Genomic DNA, 18,737 nt, shown 5'->3' with positions numbered 1-18,737 from the left:
GCGTTCGTGCTTCCCGCTATTTCTTCGTGTAGCCGAAAGGCCATACCAGAAGATAGTCCCGAATGTTGTTGTAGATCTTCCCAAGCCCCAGCGGTTCAATCAGGAGAAACCCGATAATAAGCGCGCCATAGAAAGCTTGGGGTAGATGAGCCAGAGTTTCGATACCCAGCGAGAACCCGAACTTGGTTGCCGCCCAGGAGATGAAACTGTTCATAACGCCCGGCATCAGCAGAATGAACGCGGCGCCGAAATAACTGCCGATGATGCTGCCCAGCCCGCCCACGATGACCATCGCCAACGCCTGAATTGAGACGTCGACGGAAAACTGCTCGGGGGTTACGGCATGGTAAAATGTACCGATCAGGATGGCTCCGCTCACGCCACCGATGAACGAGGATGTCGCGAACGCCACCAGTTTGAAGTAGAAGCTGTTCACGCCGATGACCGCGGCTGCGTAATCTTTCTCCCGAACAGCGACCAGAGCGCGGCCGAGCGCGGTGCGCCGCAGATTGAGCATGAAGGACGTAACCAGCACGCACCAGACGAGGGCGACGTAATAGAGTCCTGCATCGGAGGTGACAGCCCAGCCCAGCAGGCGGATGTCAGGTGCCTGCAACGTGGCCTGTGTGCCGCCGCTGATCGCGGGTACGTGCGAAATCGTCCAGTCCATCACGAACTGCAAGGCGAGCGTGCTGAGCGCCAGATACAGGCCTTTCACGCGCAGTGCGGCAAAAGCGAACACACTTCCGATAACCGCTGCTGTTATTCCCGCGAGGACGATGGCAATCTCCCACGGTATGCCCGCCCTTGTGGCATGAACCGCGGCGTAGGCGCCGATTCCCATCACCGCTGCGTAGCCCAAATGAAATTGCCCCGCCCATCCGAGGATCAAATTGAGACCGAGCGCGCCCGCAGTCCAGACAAGCCAAGGCAGCAAGTAACTGCTGAGATAAAGCGTGTTCATGTAGATCGGCGCGGCCAGCGCCAGCAATAGCAGAATACCAATCATCCATCGATCGGCGGGGATCGGAAACAGTGCGCGGTCGGCGCTGTAATCCGTATGAAAAATCCCGGCTTGACGGAATAGCATGATCCTAGACCCTCTCGATGTCGTGGCGACCGAAAAGTCCGTGCGGTCGGATCAAGATGGTCAGGATCAGCATTGCCGCATCGACAAGATCGCGACTCGCGCCACCCAACAGGGGATCGAGAACGCTGGATGCAATTCCCTCGACGACGCCGAGCAGGACGCCGGCGAGCAACGCGCCTCCTATACTGTCCAGTCCGCCCAAAACGGCTACGGTCACGCCCTTGAGCAGCAGTTGCGCGAGCGATTGATCGACGCCCTGTACCGAACTCCAGAGCACACCGGCAATCGTCGCGACCACCGCCGACATGGCCCAAGACAGCGCGACGCCGCGCTCGACCGAAATGCCGACCGACCAGGCCGCCGTATAATCATCGGAAATCGCACGCAAAACCACACCCATCCGGCTCCGGAAGAACAGCACGAAAAAACCGAACATCGCAATTGTGACCACCGCTCCAAAAGCGTAAGCACGATTGATCAATAATGGACCGAGAAAAAGCGGGGCATCGCTGATGCCCAGATTCATGGGTCGCGTGGTACCGCCCCAAATGGTCATCGAGCCGGCTCGCAGGAAAATCTCCAGGCCAAGCGTCATCATCAGGATCATGATGATGGGGCGGCCGGCGAGGCGCCGCAGCGCCACCCGTTCGATGGCCATTCCGATGATGAACATTGTTATGATCGCCAGCGAAATCGCGGCCCAGATCGGTGCGCCCGCGCTGTTGGCGAACGCGAGCAGGACATAAGCGGCCAGCATCGTCATCGAGCCCTGTGCAAGATTAGGCACCGATGACGATTTGTAGATCAGGACGATTCCCATCGCGACAAGTGAATACATCAAGCCAATAAGCGCGCCGTTGGCAGCAGATTCCATCAACGATATCGCGTCCATTCTTCAGGCCTCCTGTACCGACAGTGTGCGTTCGATGACGCCGACTTCGCCTGACTCGTAGCTGACCTTTGCCTTCATCAGCACTGTGTTTTGATGCCCGTAGATGGCGTCGATGATCGGTTTGTAGCGCTCCTCCACGACGTTACGTCGAATCTTTCGGGTTCTGGTGATTTCGCCGTCGTCGGCATCGAATTCCTTGTGCAGGCAGACGAATTTCCGCAACTGCAAGCCGTGCGGCAGTGCACTGTTAACGTGCTTCACCGCGGCGGCGATCAGGGCGATGACCTGCGGCTTCTGCGACAGGTCGGCATAGGAGATGTAGGAAATGCCGCGCAGTTCGGCCCAAAGGCCGACAGCTTCCTTGTCGATGCAAATAATGGCTGACAGCGTATCGCGGCCGCTTCCGAGTACCGCAGCATCCTTAATGTACGGACTGAACTTGAGCCGGTTCTCAATATAGTTGGGAATATAGCGCTCGCCCTTCGCGGTGTGCACGATGTCCGACAGGCGCCCCAGCACCACGAGGTGCCCGTCAGGTTCGAGGTAACCTGCATCTCCGGTGTGTAACCAGCCGTCTTCGAGGCTTTCGCGCGTGGCCTCGTCCTGCTTGAAGTATCCGCTGAACACGCTGCCCGAGCGGACCAGGATTTCGCCGGCGTCGCTTATCCGGATATCGACGCCCGGCAGGGGACGTCCGACGGTGTGGAGCCTTACCTCGTTGAGATCCTGGATGGCATTGTAGGCACTGGTTTCAGTCTGGCCATAGAGTTGGCGCAATTTGATGCCGAGCGCGCGGTAAAAGACGAACGTATCCTCGCCCATCGCTTCACCGCCGGTGAAGGCGCCACGCAGCCGGGTCAGGCCGAATTGGTCCTTGATCGGTCCATAGACCAGCCACTCGCCTATTGGGCTCAACAACCACTGCTTGAGTGTCGGCTGACCGCCTTCGAGCTTGCGTTTTTCGGCTGAAATGGCCAACGCCATAAAAAACTTGTAGACCAGCCTCTTCAGCCACGAGGAATCTTCCATGCGCACCTGGATGGTGGTCAATAGATTGTCCCAGCTGCGCGGTGCGGCCAGATAGAAAGTCGGCGCAATCTCGCGCAGGTTTTGCAGCACGGTCTCCTGCCGCTCTGGAATATTGATCGTGAAGTGCAGGGCGATTCCGGCGCCCATCGTCACCGCGAAGTCGCCAACCCAGGCCATCGGCAGATAGGCCAGAATGCTCTCGCCGAACTGGAACGCTCCGCCTCGATAGGCATTTCGAACGCCGGCCAACAGGTTACGATGCGACAGCACCACCCCCTTGGGCTTGCCGGTGCTCCCGGAGGAATGCACGAACACGGCCGGGCCCTCGGGCTGCGCGCGGGCGATCAGCTCGTTTCGGAGATTGGGGTTGCGGATGACTAGCTCCGCGCCCTTTGCCTGAAGCGTGTCCCATGAGATCAGGCCTGGATTGGCGTAAGCGGCCAGTCCACGCGGATCGTCGTAGATAATATGCTCGATCGTCGCGCCTTGCTCGCGCAGATCGAGTATTTTGTCCACTTGTTCCTGGTCTTCGGCCAGCGCGAAACGCGCGCCCGCCTCATGAACGAAGTGGCGAATTTCATCGAGGGTTGCATCGGGGAAGGCCGGCATCGCGTACCCACCGAGGGCGCCAGCGGCCAGCATCCCCGCGTAGAGCCGAGGGCGGTTGTCGCCCAGCACCAGCATGACGTCGCCCGCCTTGAAATCCAGTTCTTCGAGACCAGCGGCGCAGCAAAGCACGATCTCGAGCAGCTGCTGCCACGTCGTCTGATTCCAGATGCCCTTGTCTTTCTCGCGCATCGCGACACGATCGGGAAAGACTTCGGCATTCTGCGCCAGAACGCGGATCAGCGTGGTATCGGTTTCGAAATTCCAGGCCAAGGCCGGTTCAGCGCGCGACATGCGCACCCCCGATGTATGCCTCGATCACCCTTGGGTCGGCGACGACGTCGGCCGGCACGCCGCTGCCGATCATTTCGCCATAGTTCAACGCCAGCATGCGATCGCAAATGCCCGTGATGACGTCCATGTGGTGCTCGATCAGCAGCACGGTGACATTGCGTTCATCGCGTGCATCCAGGATGAAGCGCGCCATGTATTCCTTTTCTTCCTGGTTCATCCCCGCCATCGGCTCGTCGAGGATAAGGAAGCTGGGCTCGGCGGCCAAAGCGCGCGCCAATTCGACCCGCTTCTTCAGGCCGATCGGAATCCCGTCGACCAGTTCGTCGCGTACGCCTTCAAGCTGCAGAAAATCGATCACGTCTTCGACCGCGGCGCGGTTCAACGTCTCGTCGCTGCGGGCAAGCCACCAATAGAGCGCCGTACGTCCTACACTGGGTTTCATGTGAATGTGACGGCCCAGAAGGATGTTATCGAGTACGCTCATACCATTGAAGAGCGCCAGGTTCTGGAAGGTGCGGGCAACTCCCAACGTCGCGACATAGTGTGGCGCCAGGCCCGTGATGTCCCGGCCGTTCAGCAGAATATGTCCACGCTGTGGCGGATAAAATCCGGTGATTGCGTTGGTGAGGGTGGTCTTGCCGCATCCGTTGGGGCCGACAAGGCCGAATATCTCGCCGCGCTCGATCCGCATATCGATTCCGTTCAGCGCGACAATGCCGCTAAAGCGTCGCTCGACAGACCGGCATTCGAGTACTGGGGCGTCGCCGCCGCGATCCTTGAGGGTCAACTTGAATCCCGTTTGAAGGTCAATCTGTTAAGAACACTTTCAGTTTCCAAATCTAACGTCTGTTAGGCATTTGGGCAACTGAAGAATGGTGCGTTGCAATTGGCCAAACGACCGTACACGCCTCATTGTGCGAGATATGCGCCCCGCCCACTGGCTAAGAGAACTCGGCTGGTATCGGTCACGCGTACGTCGGCAGTGCTTATCCGGCGCCCCAGTTTGACCACCATGCCGCGAGCGAGAACTGTCCCGCGGGTGGCCGGCCGATGATAATCGACCCGAAGATCTGCCGTAGCACTTACAATACCCCCGGCTGCGCGAACGGCGTAAAGGCCCGTTAAATCGATCAGGGCTGCCAGGATTCCACCGTGAGTTGCTTCGATTGCAGTATTGGCAACAAATTCCTCGCGCCAAGGTAGAGAAATTTCGATTTGTTCACGAGCGACCATGATGGCTTTCAATCCCAGCCACCGGTGGAACGGCGAAATCATCAACGCCTTTTGAAATTCAGCAATAGTCTCTTCGTTGGGGGGGCCAGTCTCATTCACTCGTTCGCTCCTATGTATTTTCTTTCAGCAATCAAGCACTGACATGCCACCACCGGCTATCACTGGTTCATTCCTTCGACAAAGCTCTCACAAAATGGGTCGACTTCGATTGCGGGGCTAATCGTCGCGTGTATCGCCATTACGTTGTGATATCTGCGGTCCTCGAAAGAAACTGACGACGGCCTCAGTAAATGCATCATTTCGATCGCCAACGACCATATGACCCGCGCCGGCAATATCGGTGTACGCAGAGTGGGGAGCAAGTCGAAGAAACTCTTGCGCAGCATCCACGCTTACCAAATTGCTTGATCCTCCACGTATCAGGTGAATCGGCAGCTTAAGGTTTTTGGCAGCGTCGGTCAGTCGGTTTTCGGACTGGCCCACTTTGCCATTTGTCACAGAAGTTATGAAGCGCGGATCCCAGTGCCAGCGAAGACGTCCGTCATCGCATCGTCTCAAATAGCGGTCGAGGCTCTCCGAGCCTTTCCGTCGCCGTCGATTTGGCAAATAGTTGGCGATCGCCTCGGCGGCTTCATCGGGCGAAGCAAAGCCGTCCGCCAAATGTGCCCTCATGAAATCCAGGACGTGCGCAACGCCGACCGGCTCCATATTTGGTGTAATATCTACAAGCGTAAGCGAAGTGAAGGATCCTGAGCGAAGTTCACCTTCGGCTATCAAGCCCGCCAGGCCGCCGAGGGAAGCGCCGACGAGAGCTGGTTTCTCGTCTAGTTGATCAGACATCGCAAGGAGATCCATCGCAAAGTCGTCGAGTTGGTAAGAGCCCGATGGCGACCATGCACTTTCCCCGTGGCCACGCAAATCCATCGCAATTGCACTATATCCTGCCTGCATCAAGGCCCGTGCAGTTCGAGTCCACGCCAAGCGGGTCTGGCCCCCTCCGTGCGCCAGCAAAATCGGCGAACCCTCACCAAACACGTCGGCTACAATCGCGTGTCCCTGAGCCCCGCAAAAAATCTTCTGTTTTTTCACTTGCGTCCTCAACTATCGTCACACCGCGCTCAAGTTGTTCCTTATTGAAACGGCACCTCGAAATAACGCGCAACACCTGGCAATCGCCAAGTCCTCTCTAAGAGTTGTCGAATTTGACTGCGGCGCGATCGATTTCGCCCTTGGCGGTCCTCGGCAGTTGATCGACGAAAACAATGTGCTTTGGCTTCTTGTAGCGTGCGATCTTTCCGGCGACGAAGTCGATGAGCTCGTCGGCGGTGACATTCGCGCCAGTTCGGCGCACGCAGATCGCTTTGATGGCTTCGCTCCACTGGGGATCAGGCACGCCGATGACCACGACGTCGGCGATATCTGGATGTTGGAGAATCGCGTTTTCGACCTCCGCCGGGTAGACGTTCTCCCCACCCGTCTTGATCAGCTCTTTCTCGGGAGCACGGCCGGCATACCAGAGATAGCCATCGGCATCGAAATAGCCGATGTCGCCGGTGTGATGCCAGCCATTACGGAAGGTGTGGGCAGTATCGGCGTCGTTATTCCAGTAGCCTTTAAAAACGGTGGGACCACGCACCACGATCTCGCCGGTTTGTCCGGTGGGCCTTGGTTTGTCGGCGCTGTCGACGACCGTAATGGTGCGCCAGAACAGGGGGCGCCCAGCTGATCCTGGCCGGTTGCGGTAGGGCGACAGCGTTGCGAGGCCCGATGTCTCGGACTGTCCGAAGGCTGCCCAGAATACCGCGTGGGGGCACGCTTTCTCGAAGCGTTCAATCGTCGCCGGGGTATCCAGTCCGGTCACAGCACGCAACGTCTTCAATTCGTCGCCCTTGGCCTGATCCATCAGGCCCGCCAGCATCGGCGCGAACTCCGACATGACGGTCACCCTCTCGGCGGCAATGTCGCAAACCGCCTGTTGCGGGTCGAATTTCGAAGCGATGACGCTGGCGCCGCCAGCCTGCTGTACCGTCAGCATCAGGCCAAGGCCGGCGACGTGGAACAGCGGCAGCACACCAAGATTGACGTCGCGCTCGGTCAGGCTCCAGGCCTGCACCAGCGAGCTGTGCGCCGTTAGAAGGTTGGCTTGCGACAACAGCGCGCCGCGCGGCCGCCCGCCGACGGCGGCGGTGTGAATGATTACGAAGCCATCATCGGCGCTGAAGTTCACGTCAGACATCGACGCGTCCGAAGCCGCAAGATTTGCGAGCGGCGCAAACGGCGCAGTGTGCTTGCCGATGCCAAAATAGCTCCGGACCGAAGGTAGCGACGGTTTTAGAGCCGCGATAATCTCCTGGTATTCTGCCCCCGCCACAACCAGCACCGGCGCACCGTCGGCGAGGACGTAGCCGATTTCTTCGGCGTTGAGCCGGAAATTAACCGGCAGCAGGATCGCGCCGAGCCGTGCGACCGCTCCGATCACATCGATCATTTCGAGCGAGTTTTGCGAAAGGATGGCGACGCGGTCACCGGATTTTACGCCCTCGCGTGCTAGGCCCGCCGCCAGCCGCTCGACCCTTTTCAGATATTCACGATGGGTGATGCGCTGGCCTTCAAAAACGAACGCGGTGCGGTCGGGAAAAAATTCCGCATTGCGGCGGTACACGTCGAGGAAAGTAAATTCTTTCAGGGGCATCGAGTCCTCGATGTTATGCACGATCTATCTACCGCAAAGTGCTCCACTCGAAGAAGGTCTTCGAAGCCGTCGCTCGCAGCGCGCTTTGTCAACTCTCGAATTTTGGCTCACGTTTTTCGAGAAAGGCAGCGATACCTTCCTGTGCGTCTCGATGCATGAATAGGAGCGGAAAACCATCGATGGCGTGCCGTATCTCATCTCCACCGAGGCCGCGGTTGTAAAACGATTTGGCCATCTGCACCGCAAGCTTTGGTTTTGATGCAATTCGTTCGGCAAATGCCAGGGCGTCCGTGAGCAGATCGCCGTGAGGAACCACACGTAGTACGAGGCCTAGTCTGAATGCCTCATCCGCGCTGATTGGATCGCCGAGGATACTCATTTCTTTGGCCTTGGCGCGGCCGACCATATCGTGCAGGCGTACAATCGCAAAACCGGGCAGTAGTCCGAGCTTGATCTCCGGTACCGCGAAGCGTGCGCGATCCGATGCGATGATAAAGTCTGAAGCGATCGCGAGTTCAAAGCCACCGCCGAACGCAATACCATTGACGGCGGAGATTACGGGTTTGCGGCAATTTTCCGGTGCCGCTAATACCGCCAAAGCCTCGATCATAAACTTGCGTACTTTGTCCGGATCAAAGTTGAAGCCGCTAATATCGGCGCCCGCGCAAAATGCCTTGTCCCCGTTGCCGGTGATGATGGCGACGCGGACGTTGTCGTCTGCATCCACTTTCTTCAGGCCATCCAGAATACCCTCACGGATGCCTGTGCTGAGTGCGTTAAGCTTGCCCGGCTCGTCCAGCGTAAGGATGGCGATCTTCCCTTTAGTTTCATAGTTGACGCTGCCTAGTCTCATCGCAGTCTCCCTTACGTTATAGCGCCCTGTCTTTAGCGAAACGCGCTGAAATCCGGCTTGCGCTTCTCGAGGAATGCATTGGCGCCTTCCTGCTGTTCTTGTGTCGTAAAATAGGCGGGTGCGACCTCGCGGACGAGGTCATCCATGTCGCGCTCCATGATCGGCGCCATGTGATAGTAGAATGAGCGCTTCAGAATCTTCAGGCAAGTGGGGCTCAAAGCCAGGAGTTCGTCGCAATACTTCCGCACCTCGACGTCAAGTTCGGCCATCGGAACGACGGAATTGGCCAGTCCCCAGTCGAGCGCTTGTTTGGCGGTGTAGCGTCGCGCCAGCATCCAGAGCTCTCGCGCGCGCTTGTGGCCAAGCACATTGGCGCTGTGCGAGACGATGTAGCCTCCGGCCGGGGAGCCGACACGTGGACCATTCTGGCCAAAGATCGCATGCTCCGCGGCGATGGTGAAATCGCAGAAATAGGCGATGTGGTGTCCGCCGCCAATCGCGTAACCGTTGACACGCGCGATCACCGGTTTCGGGCATTCGACGATGTGGCGGTTAAAGTTGAATTTCAGTCCTTCGAGCCCGCTCTTGCCGCCGGCGTCCTTCTCCCAGTTGACGTCGCCGCCGACGCAGAACGCGCGCTCGCCGGAGCCGGTGAGGACGATGACGCCAACTGTTTTGTCTGCGGTTGCCTCGAGGATCAGCCGCTCCATCTCTACGATGTTATCGCCGGTAAAGGCGTTGAGGGTCTTTGGCCGATTGATGGTGATGGTCGCGACGTAGTCCTTGACGTCGTACAAGATCTCTTTTTCGGACACGATGGAACTCCATTTTGTTCTGGCGAAATTAACGGCCGACGTCAGCCGATCATGGTGTATCCGCCTGACACCGACAGGACCTGGCCGGTGACATGACCTGCGGCGGCGGACGAGAGGAACACTACGGCATTGGCAATATCGTTTGGGCGACCCAGCTTGCGCAGCGGCAGCGCCTTGGCGACTTTCTCGAATTGCTCCGCCGTGAACATTGAGTCTGGCTTTGTCCACATGCTGTTGGCGCCGACTTCTTCCGTATCCACGGGAACAGTGACGCCAGGACAAACGACGTTGCAGCGGATGCCATAGCGGCCGTTCTCTTTGGCAATGGTCTTCATGAAAGAATTAACGGCGGCCTTGACGCCACCATAGACCGCCTCGCGCGGCTCGCCCGAGCGGCTTGCGTCGGAACTGATCGACACGATAGCGCCGGCACCCTTCGGAATCATGATATCGAGCGCACATTTGGTGCAGTTAAGCACGCCGACGTAGTTGATCTTGATAATCTTGTCCCAGAACTCGGGCGTTGTTTGCGTAAAGAACATCAGCTGATCCCAGCCTACGTTATTGACGAGCACATCGACCGTGCCATGCTTATCGGTAGCGGCCTTGAACATGGCGTTTACCTGATCGAAATCGGTCACGTCGGTCTTGATTACCTGAATGCTGGCAGCGCCGTTCTTCCGCGCAAGTTCGGCAACTTTCTCCGCCTGCGCCTGGTCGAGATCGCCAACCGTAATGTTGGCGCCCTCGGCTGCAAACCCGAGCACAATGGCTCGGCCGATGTTGGAGCCGCCGCCAGTGACGACGACCGATTTGCCCTTCAGATTAAAATCCATACTTGCCACTCCCGGTTCTGTCATTGAATTACGGTTGCTGCTCTGGCTCCACGACCACGACAACCGCGTTGCGCTCGACGGTCTCGCCCGGCCGGCAATTGACTGCCGTGACCACGCCATCGGTTTCGCAATTGATCCGCAACTCCATCTTCATCGATTCCAGTACGGCTGCGACATCGCCCGCCTTGATCGTATCGCCGACTGCGACGTTGACCTTCAGGATCATGCCCATCATAGGCGCACGCAGCTCGCCGCTGGTTTCGGCGACAGCGCTGATGTAGGTAAGATAGGGGATTGCCGTCAGCGTGTGGACGCCGCGGCGATGGTGGACAAAGATGGTTTGGTTTTCCTGATAAATGCGCACCGTCTCACGCCGCGCGCCGACAATCGCCGTGAAGCAGTCGTCTTTGAGCGGGATGAGTCTGACCGGTAGCTTCTCGTCGTTGACGCCGACAATCATCGAGCCGTCGGCCTTGAGCGGTGCGAATCGGATCTCCGCGCTTGCGCCCGCGGTTTCGAGGTGCAGGATCGGAATCGGTGACAATCCGTCGCCACCCGCGGCCATGTGCCATCCAGTCATTTCGCGCGACTGCCACGGCCCCCTTGCGAGGGGCTGTCGTTGCCGGATCATCCAGAAGTAGGCGCCCAGCGCCAACGCCCCGGCGTCCAGATTCTTTGCCTTGTCGACCAACTGGTCGATTTGCTCGTCGATCAGGCGTGTGTAAAAGGTGGCACTGCGCGTCGCTGGCAGGCCGAGCAAGCGCTTGAGAAATCCTTGATTGGTCGTAATTCCGAAAATCGAGGTCGCGTCGAGAGCCCGCTCGAGTTTATCGAGCGCCTCATTGCGCGTTTCGGCGTGGGCAATGAGTTTTGCCAGCATCGAGTCGTAATACGGCGTGACTACCGACCCGCTTTCGACGCCCGTCTCGACGCGAACGCCGTCGGCGGGAAATTTGACGTAAGCGAGGTCTCCCGTGCAAGGGAGAAAATTATCTGCCGGATCCTCCGCACAAATGCGCACCTCGACGGCATGCCCGCTACATGTCACCGCATTTTGTGTAAACGGCAGCCCTTCTCCGGCGGCGATGCGGAGCATCACCTCGACAATATCGATGCCGGTGACCATCTCGGTCACGGGGTGCTCGACCTGGAGACGCGGGTTTACTTCCAGAAAATAGTAGGTGTCTCCGCTCAGGATGAATTCGACAGTGCCGACCCCGCGATAGTTCAGGCGCTTGCCGAGCCGCACCGCGTCGGCGGCCATTTTGTCGCGAAGCGTTGCGGCGAGATTGACGGCAGGGGCTTCCTCGATGAGCTTCTGGTGACGGCGCTGCAGGGAACATTCACGCTCGAGCAGGTGAAGCACGTTGCCTTTGCCATCGCCGGCGATCTGCACTTCGATATGGCGCCCGCGTTCGACCAGTTTTTCGACGATCAGTCCGGGATAGCCGAACGAATTCTTCGCCTCACGCATGGCCGATTCGATCTCATTGGCAAGGCCATCGAGATCGGAAACGGCACGCATACCCTTGCCGCCGCCGCCGGCCGCTGCCTTCAGCATCACCGGAAGCCCGACTTCCTGGACGATCCGGGCGATCTCGGCAGCATCCTCACTGGGCTTCTTGCTGCCGGGGACGATAGGCACGTCGGCCGCCTCAGCCTCTTTCTTGGCAGAGGCCTTGTCGCCGAGCCGTTCGATCACGTCCGGCGTCGGCCCGATAAAAACCAGACCTGCCGCCTCGACGGCGCGGGCGAACGTGGCGTTCTCGGCCAGAAATCCGAAGCCGGGATGGATGGCCTGGGCGCCGGTCGCTTTCGCTGCGGCAATCACCGCATCGATCCGCAGGTAGCTGTCGGACGCGGCGGCGCCTCCAATCTCTATGGATTCGCCGATCATCTTCACATGCAAGGCGTCGGCGTCGGCTGTGGAGTGAATGCCGGCAACCGCGACCCCGAGCCGATGGCAGGTTCGCGCGATCCGGCAGGCGATCTCGCCGCGATTGGCAATCAGGATTTTCTTGAACACGGAACGATATCCTCTGTCATCACATCCTGAACACGCCGAAGTCTGTTTCCTGCTGTGGCAGACGGCCGGCGAGATCAAGCAAGAGGGCCATCACGTGGCGGGTCTCGAGCGGATCGATCACCATGTCACACCAGGTGTTGCGCGCGAAGTTGTAGGCGTTCGCAAAATCCTCAAAAGTCTTGCGAACCGGAGCGCGATAAGCCTCGCGCTCTTCGTCGGTCCAGCTCGTGCCATCGCGCTTGTGGATATCGTCCTTGACCATCGCGAGCGTGTTGGCGGCCTGATCCGGCCCCATGATCGCGGAGCGCCCGTGCGGCCACATCATCATCGCATGAGGTTTGAAGGCACGGCCGCACATCGCCAGATAGCCGGCTCCGTAGGAATTCCCGATGATCAGCGTGTATTTCGGCACGTTGGCGCTGGCCATTGCGGTGATCATCTTTGCGCCGTGCTTGGCGATGCCGCCTTCTTCCGCCTCGCGCCCGACCATAAAGCCGGTGACGTCGGCCATGAACAGCAGCGGGATATTGCGCTTGCAGCAGAGGTCGATGAAGTGAGTCGCCTTCAGCGCGCATTCGGAAAACAGCACCCCGTTGTTACAGAGAATCCCGATCTCGAAGCCCATTATGCGGCCAAAGCCGGTGATCAGCGTCTCGCCATATAGCGGCTTGAATTCGTGAAACTCACTGCCATCGACCAACCGCGCAACAATCTCTCGATTGTTGGTGGGGATACGCGGGTCCGTGCTGATCAGCCCATAAATATCCTTGGGGTCGAAGCGCGGCTCTCGCGGTGGCGCCACGTTCCACCGTTGCATGGGAATGTCACCGAGATTGGCGACGATATCGCGGGTAATCGCGATCGCGTGGCTGTCGCTTTCCGCCAGATGGTCGGTGACGCCGCTGACGCGGCTATGCATTTCACCGCCGCCGAGCGCTTCGACGCCGACTTCTTCCTTGGTCGCGGCATAGACCAGTTGTGGTCCGCCCAGGAACATGGCGCCCTGATTGCGGATGATGACGGTCTCGTCGCAGAGCGCCGGCATGTAAGCGCCGCCGGCGGTCGAGGGCCCATGGACGATTGCGATCTGCGCGATACCCTCGCTCGACATCCGGATCTGGTTGTAAAAGATCGATCCGAACTGTCCGTCGTCGGGAAAAATGTTGGGCTGGTCCGGCAGGTTGGCGCCGCCGGATTGCACCATGGTGACGCAGGGGAGGCGGTGTTGCCAGGCGAATTTCTGTGCGCGGACGTGCTTCTTGCAGGTGATCCCGTAGTAGGTGCCGCCTTTGACCGTGGCGTCGTTGGCGATCAGCATGCAGGCGCGGCCCGACACCATTCCAACGCCGGTGACGATGCTGCCGCCGGGCGGCACGCCGTCATACATGCCTTCGCCCGCGAACTGGCAAAATTCGAGGAACGGCGAGCCGGGATCAATTAGCGCAGCGATCCGTTCGCGAGGCAGTAATTGCTTGCGCTCCTTGTGCAGCAGCCGCGCCCGTTCCGGACCGCCGACCATTGCAGCTGCCCGGCGCTCATGCAGATCGGCGATTCTCAAGCCGTAAGCGTCCCGGTTACGGCGATACTCTTCGCTCGCAGCGGACACATCGGACTTCATGAGAGCCATTGCAGACAACCTCGTTCTTTGGGGGGATCTCTGAACAATTGAAGACGAATCGCCGGTAGAATCGCGCCTCACCGTTCCGGGTCTTGCTCTAATAACTGCGAGGCAAGCCCATCACGTGCTCGCCGATGTAGTTGAGAATCATTTCGCGATTGAGCGGCGCGGTCTTCAACAGCCGCACCAGCGGATAGATATCGAAGATGCCGTACTCCTTGGTGAACCCGTTGCCGCCGAAGCATTGCAGCGCGGTGTCCACCGCCTTGATGCCGGCGTCGGCTGCGGCAAGTTTTGCCATGTTGGAGAATTCGCCGGCTTCGCGGCCCTGATCGAAGATCCAGGCGGCTTTTAGTGTCATCAGCGATGCCAATTCGACATCGGTGCGGGCGCTGGCCAGGGGATGCTGCAAGCCCTGATAAGATCCGATCGGCACGTTGTTGAAAACCCGCCGCTCCTTGGCGTATTCGACTGCCCGGTTCAGGGCATAGCGGCCGAGACCGCAGGAAATCGAACCGACAAGAATGCGTTCGGGATTAAGGCTTTTGAACAAAATGCCGAATCCCTTGTCGACTTCGCCAACAATGTCCTCCGGCCCAAGATCGACTTCGTCGAAAAACAGCTGCCATTGTGTTTCCGGGGCCGGAATGCTCACTGGAATGTATTGCTTCTGCACGCCCTTGGCTTTCAGGTCGACCACAAACAGGGTGAAGCCATCGGTTTTCTTCTGAACCTCGGTATGCGCTGTCGTTCGCGTCACCACCAGCGCGTAGTCCGCGCCATCGGCGTCGGTGATAAATGTCTTCTGACCGCTCAGCGCGAAGCGATTGCCACGCTTCTTTGCTATCGTGGAAGTACGAATCGTGTTGGTTCCCGCGTCAGGCTCGGTGATCGCGAAGCAAAAGCGCGTCTTGCCGCCACACGCATCGGGCAGATAGCGCAATTTCTGCGCTTCGCTGCCGTATTTGGCTATGAATCCCAAGCTCATTGCCGCGCCGACGACGAGGTTTAGCAGTGGAATGCCATTGTTTGACAAGCCCTCAAGGAACAGGTGCATCTCGACCATGCCTTGTCCCGAGCCGCCGTATTCCTCAGGCACCATCGTTCCGACGAAGCCATCCTCCGCAACCTTGCTGTAAAGGGCTTGGGGGAATACGTGCTTGTCGGCGCATTCCATCCAGTATTTGCGATCGAATTGCTTCGCAACCATATCGCCGTATTCGTAGATTTGCCGCTGCTCGTGCGTAAGATCAAAGTCCATGTGGGAACTCCGCCGCCGGCCGAAACCGCGTTGTTCTAAGTTGAGAATTCGAAACCCTCTCGGGAACACCGTCGAGTTTATTGTTTGCGAGGCGGCCGGCTGTCGGTCGGCAGCATCAATTGCTTGCTATCTTTAGGCAGAAGCGGCTAGGATTTCAACCTAACAATCGTTCGAAAACGAACGAATGTTAGAAAATAATGAAGACCGTCGAGCCCGCATTTCCTGGCTTGTGATCAGTTTTGGGGAATAGCCAATTGACCGCGATGAAATCCGCTGTCGCGACCGGGTCGGACGAGTTCAAGCTCAATCGCGCTCATTATCTGGCGCGGATCGCCGATCTCCAAAGGCGTCGGGCCGAGGCCAATCAGGGCGGCTCCGCCAAGGCTCGCGCCTTGCATAAATCGCGCGGCCAGCTGCTGCCGCGCGAACGCATCGCGGCGCTGATCGATCCCGGTTCGCCGTTTCTCGAGTTCGGCCACCTGGCGGGCGAGGGGATGTACGACGGCGTGCCGCCGGGCGCGACAATTATCACGGGCGTCGGACAGGTCTGCGGGCGCGGTTGCATGCTTATCGCCAACGATGCCACAGTGAAGGGCGGGACGCTGTTCGGCATGACAACGAAGAAGCATACCCGCGCCCAGTTGTTTGCGTGGCAACACCGGCTGCCCTGCATCACCTTGGTGCAATCAGGTGGCGGCTTCCTGCCGGACATCGCCAATATCTTTCCGGACGAAGGGCAGGCCGGATCGATCATGTACAATCAGGTAAAGATGTCGGCCGAGAATATCGCGCAGATCGCCGTCGTTCACGGCCCTTCGACCGCGGGCGGCGCTTACATTCCGGCGCTGTGCGACGAGGTGGTGATCGTACGCGACCAGGGCGCGATGTTTCTCGGCAGCCCGCAACTGGTATTTGCCGCGACCGGCGAGACCATCGAGATCGAACCGCTCGGCGGCGCGGAGATGCACAGCCGGATCAGCGGCGTCACCGACCATATCGCCGAGAATGACAGCCACGCGCTGGCGATCGTGCGTAATATCGTCGCCAACCTGGGAGAGCCGCCGCGATTGCGCTGGACGGTCGAGCAGGGCGAACCGCCTTGCCATGCGGTCGAGGAAATCTATGGAATCGTCAGCGCTAACCGGCGCATCCCAACGGACAACCGGGAGATCCTGGCGCGCCTCATCGACGGCAGCCGCTTTCAAGACTTCAAGCATCTTCACGGCGAAACCATGCTATGCGGATTTGCCCGCATCCACGGTTTCGAGGTCGGCATCCTGGCCAATAACGGCGTGCTGTTTTCGGAAAGCGCGGTCAAGGGGGCGCACTTCATCGAACTTTGCTGCAAGCGCGACATTCCGTTGCTGTTCCTGGTCGATGTCTCCGGCTTTATGGTCGGGTCCGCAGTCGAGCGTCAGGGCATTGCCAAGCATGGAGCCAAGTTCATGACCGCGATGGCCTGCGCCGATGTGCCGAAATACACTATCATTACCGGCGGCTCTTATGCCGCGGCTTATTTCGCAATGCTAGGCCGCGCGTTCAAACCAAACGCTACCCTGATGTGGCCAAGCGCCCACGCCGCCTTGATGGGACCGGAGCAGGCGGCGACAACGCTAACGATGGTGCGCGACAATATCCATCAGCGCGAAGGCAGTTCTTGGACCGACGAAGAACGTGAAGAGTTCAAGCGGCCGATCCTGAGGGACTTCGAGGCGTTCGCCGATCCCTATAACTACGCCCGCCATTTGTGGTGCGATATGGTGATCGAACCTGCGGAGACCCGCGAGGTGATGGCGCTGCTGCTCGACCTCGCCGGCCGGACGCCTGCCAAGCCGACGAGATTCGGGGTGTTCCGGATGTAGCTGCTCGCCTGTCAGGCTAAGCCCGCCGGAAGCGCGGCAGCGTCACTTCCTCGCTGATTTTTTCGCAGACGAGCATGACGTCCATGTCGAACGTGACCTCTTCGGGCTTGCCGCCGGTATAGGTGCTGATCATCCGCGGGCCCTCCTCCAGATCGATCAACAAAACAGCGTAGGGCAGATCGGTTTTGAAAGCGGGTCCCGGTGCGCGCTGTACCACGCTGAAGGAATGTACCTTGCCGCGCCCGCTTGCCGGTCGATGGGCAAGATTTTCGCCGCCGCACTGCCGGCACATCGCCTGCTGGTAATATTGCACGTGGCCGCAATCGGCGCAGTGCTGCAGCAGCAGCACGCCGTCGTGCAGGCCGCGCCAGAGGGCGGCGGAATCCGCGTCGGGCGTCGGCACCGGCTTCTTCATGGCGTCTTCGGACGAGATCACAGCGTGTTCTCCGTGCCCAGAATGGTGGTGGCATTGGTTGCGAAACCCGCGCCGAGGCTGTGCACCAGCCCGAGTTCCGCGCCCGGCACCTGGCGTTCGCCGCATTGGCCGCGCAACTGCGCGATGACCTCATGAAAATGGAACAGCGATCCCGGCATTCCCGAATGGGCGAACGACAACAATCCGCCATGGGTGTTCGATGGAATCTGGCCGCCATAGGTCATATGGCCGTCCGCGACGAAACGGCCGCCTTCGCCCTTCGGGCAAAAACCGAGATCTTCCAGCATCATGATGACGGTGCCGGTGAAGCAGTCATAGACGCCGGCGACGTCCATGTCCTTGGGGCCATAGCCGGCCATTTCGTAAGCCTTTCGGCTCGACGCGACCGCGCCGGTTTCGGTCAGCGAGGGCATCAGGAAAATATGTTCGTGGGTGTAGCATTCGCCGCCGCCCAGAATGTAGATCGGGCTTTTGATGCCGAGCGCCTTGGCATGTTCGGCCGATGTCAGAATGAATGCCGCGCCGCCATCCGATATCAGCGAGCAATCGAGCTTGTGGTAGGGCGTCGTCACCATAGCTGAGCTTAGCACGTCGTCCACCGTGATCGGGCTGGTCTGCTGCGCACCGGGCGTGCGCATAGCATGACGCCGCTGGACCACGGCGACTTCCGCCAACTGTTCCGGTGTGGTGCCGAAATCCTTCATATGCCGGTGTGCCGTCATGGCAAAGGTATTCGCGACAGGAATGCCGAACGGCATCTCGTATTGCTGATCACGGCTTTCCGTCATCGAGCGCAGCGCCAGATCCGGCGTCAGGCCGGTCAGCAGGCTGTCGCCGCCGACCACGAGTACGACCTCGGCGAGGCCGCCATGAATGGCAGCGGCGCCAATATTGAACATCGTCGCCGCCGTCGCGCCGGATACCTGAAGCGTGTTCGAAAAGGTCGGCTGAATACCTAAATACTCGCTGAACGCAACGCTGAAGCGATGGAAGGGAGAAGCGAAGGCATGGCTCGACAGCACGCCGTCGATCTCGTTTTTCCCGATGCCGGCATCGGCCAGCGCCTTCTTCGCGGCGTCGGCGGCGAGCCATAACGGGCTCTTTCCCGGCACCTTACCAACCGGCGACATTCCGATACCGATTACCGCGACCTTGCCGCGTAGCGTTTGTTTACGAATGGAAAGCATTTGGTCT

The 18,737-nt window shown here is 59.2% G+C and carries 16 protein-coding genes; 1 reads left to right on the top strand and 15 read right to left on the bottom strand.

The features are described from left to right. Nucleotides 1-16 precede the first annotated feature (16 nt). The 13 genes from HZB49_RS22510 to HZB49_RS22450 all read right to left on the bottom strand — a co-directional run bounded on the left by HZB49_RS22510 (nucleotide 17) and on the right by HZB49_RS22450 (nucleotide 15,245). A complete protein-coding gene (locus tag HZB49_RS22510) occupies nucleotides 17-1,090 on the bottom strand; it encodes a branched-chain amino acid ABC transporter permease (protein WP_021075747.1) in 1,074 nt (357 codons plus the stop codon). A gap of 4 nt (nucleotides 1,091-1,094) precedes the next feature. After that, nucleotides 1,095-1,982: a branched-chain amino acid ABC transporter permease gene (locus HZB49_RS22505; protein WP_021075748.1), complete on the bottom strand. Its 888-nt coding sequence runs from the start codon at nucleotides 1,980-1,982 to the stop codon at nucleotides 1,095-1,097. Between the two features lie 3 nt (nucleotides 1,983-1,985). Then, nucleotides 1,986-3,911, bottom strand: coding sequence for an AMP-binding protein (locus tag HZB49_RS22500; RefSeq protein WP_021075749.1), 1,926 nt, complete (start codon nucleotides 3,909-3,911; stop codon nucleotides 1,986-1,988). After that, complete coding sequence (locus HZB49_RS22495; protein WP_035649285.1) at nucleotides 3,898-4,698, bottom strand: ABC transporter ATP-binding protein; 801 nt, start codon at nucleotides 4,696-4,698, stop codon at nucleotides 3,898-3,900. The genes HZB49_RS22500 and HZB49_RS22495 overlap by 14 nt, the downstream gene beginning before the upstream one ends. Nucleotides 4,699-4,820: 122 nt before the next feature. After that, a complete protein-coding gene (locus tag HZB49_RS22490; protein ID WP_245325336.1) occupies nucleotides 4,821-5,243 on the bottom strand; it encodes a PaaI family thioesterase in 423 nt (140 codons plus the stop codon). 117 nt (nucleotides 5,244-5,360) lie between these two features. Then, a complete protein-coding gene (locus HZB49_RS22485; RefSeq protein WP_021075751.1) occupies nucleotides 5,361-6,233 on the bottom strand; it encodes an alpha/beta hydrolase in 873 nt (290 codons plus the stop codon). 97 nt (nucleotides 6,234-6,330) lie between these two features. Beyond that, nucleotides 6,331-7,836 carry an AMP-binding protein gene (locus HZB49_RS22480; RefSeq protein ID WP_021075752.1) on the bottom strand — a complete coding sequence of 502 codons (1,506 nt, stop codon included), beginning with the start codon at nucleotides 7,834-7,836 and terminating at the stop codon, nucleotides 6,331-6,333. An 88-nt stretch (nucleotides 7,837-7,924) separates the two neighbouring features. Next, nucleotides 7,925-8,689, bottom strand: a complete 765-nt coding sequence (locus HZB49_RS22475; RefSeq protein WP_021075753.1) for an enoyl-CoA hydratase/isomerase family protein — start codon at nucleotides 8,687-8,689, stop codon at nucleotides 7,925-7,927. 32 nt (nucleotides 8,690-8,721) lie between these two features. Next, complete coding sequence (locus HZB49_RS22470) at nucleotides 8,722-9,504, bottom strand: enoyl-CoA hydratase-related protein (protein WP_021075754.1); 783 nt, start codon at nucleotides 9,502-9,504, stop codon at nucleotides 8,722-8,724. A gap of 41 nt (nucleotides 9,505-9,545) precedes the next feature. After that, entirely contained in the window at nucleotides 9,546-10,340 is a 795-nt protein-coding gene (locus HZB49_RS22465) for an SDR family oxidoreductase (RefSeq protein WP_021075755.1), read from the bottom strand. A 28-nt stretch (nucleotides 10,341-10,368) separates the two neighbouring features. Continuing rightward, nucleotides 10,369-12,366: a biotin carboxylase N-terminal domain-containing protein gene (locus HZB49_RS22460; protein WP_021075756.1), complete on the bottom strand. Its 1,998-nt coding sequence runs from the start codon at nucleotides 12,364-12,366 to the stop codon at nucleotides 10,369-10,371. 19 nt (nucleotides 12,367-12,385) lie between these two features. Then, nucleotides 12,386-13,993 (bottom strand): carboxyl transferase domain-containing protein, encoded by a 1,608-nt coding sequence (locus HZB49_RS22455; RefSeq protein ID WP_021075757.1) that lies wholly within the window; start codon nucleotides 13,991-13,993, stop codon nucleotides 12,386-12,388. A gap of 88 nt (nucleotides 13,994-14,081) precedes the next feature. After that, nucleotides 14,082-15,245, bottom strand: a complete 1,164-nt coding sequence (locus tag HZB49_RS22450) for an acyl-CoA dehydrogenase family protein (RefSeq protein ID WP_021075758.1) — start codon at nucleotides 15,243-15,245, stop codon at nucleotides 14,082-14,084. Nucleotides 15,246-15,499: 254 nt separating this feature from the next. Between HZB49_RS22450 and HZB49_RS22445 the strand changes: the two genes are divergently transcribed. Beyond that, on the top strand, nucleotides 15,500-17,107 hold the full coding sequence (locus HZB49_RS22445) for a carboxyl transferase domain-containing protein (protein ID WP_156457150.1): 1,608 nt from the start codon (nucleotides 15,500-15,502) through the stop codon (nucleotides 17,105-17,107). A gap of 16 nt (nucleotides 17,108-17,123) precedes the next feature. Here HZB49_RS22445 and HZB49_RS22440 read toward each other — a convergent pair whose 3' ends face one another. Together HZB49_RS22440 and HZB49_RS22435 are read right to left on the bottom strand one after the other, a co-directional pair. After that, nucleotides 17,124-17,522, bottom strand: coding sequence for an OB-fold domain-containing protein (locus tag HZB49_RS22440; RefSeq protein ID WP_244646212.1), 399 nt, complete (start codon nucleotides 17,520-17,522; stop codon nucleotides 17,124-17,126). Nucleotides 17,523-17,539: 17 nt separating this feature from the next. Beyond that, a complete protein-coding gene (locus HZB49_RS22435) occupies nucleotides 17,540-18,730 on the bottom strand; it encodes a hypothetical protein (RefSeq protein ID WP_021075761.1) in 1,191 nt (396 codons plus the stop codon). Nucleotides 18,731-18,737: the final 7 nt, after the last annotated feature.

Origin of the sequence: Bradyrhizobium sp. (genome assembly GCF_016219575.1) — a bacterium.
Classification (GTDB): domain Bacteria; phylum Pseudomonadota; class Alphaproteobacteria; order Rhizobiales; family Xanthobacteraceae; genus Bradyrhizobium.
Note: the sequence above shows the minus strand (reverse complement) of the source record. Positions and strands in the feature narration are given on the sequence as shown.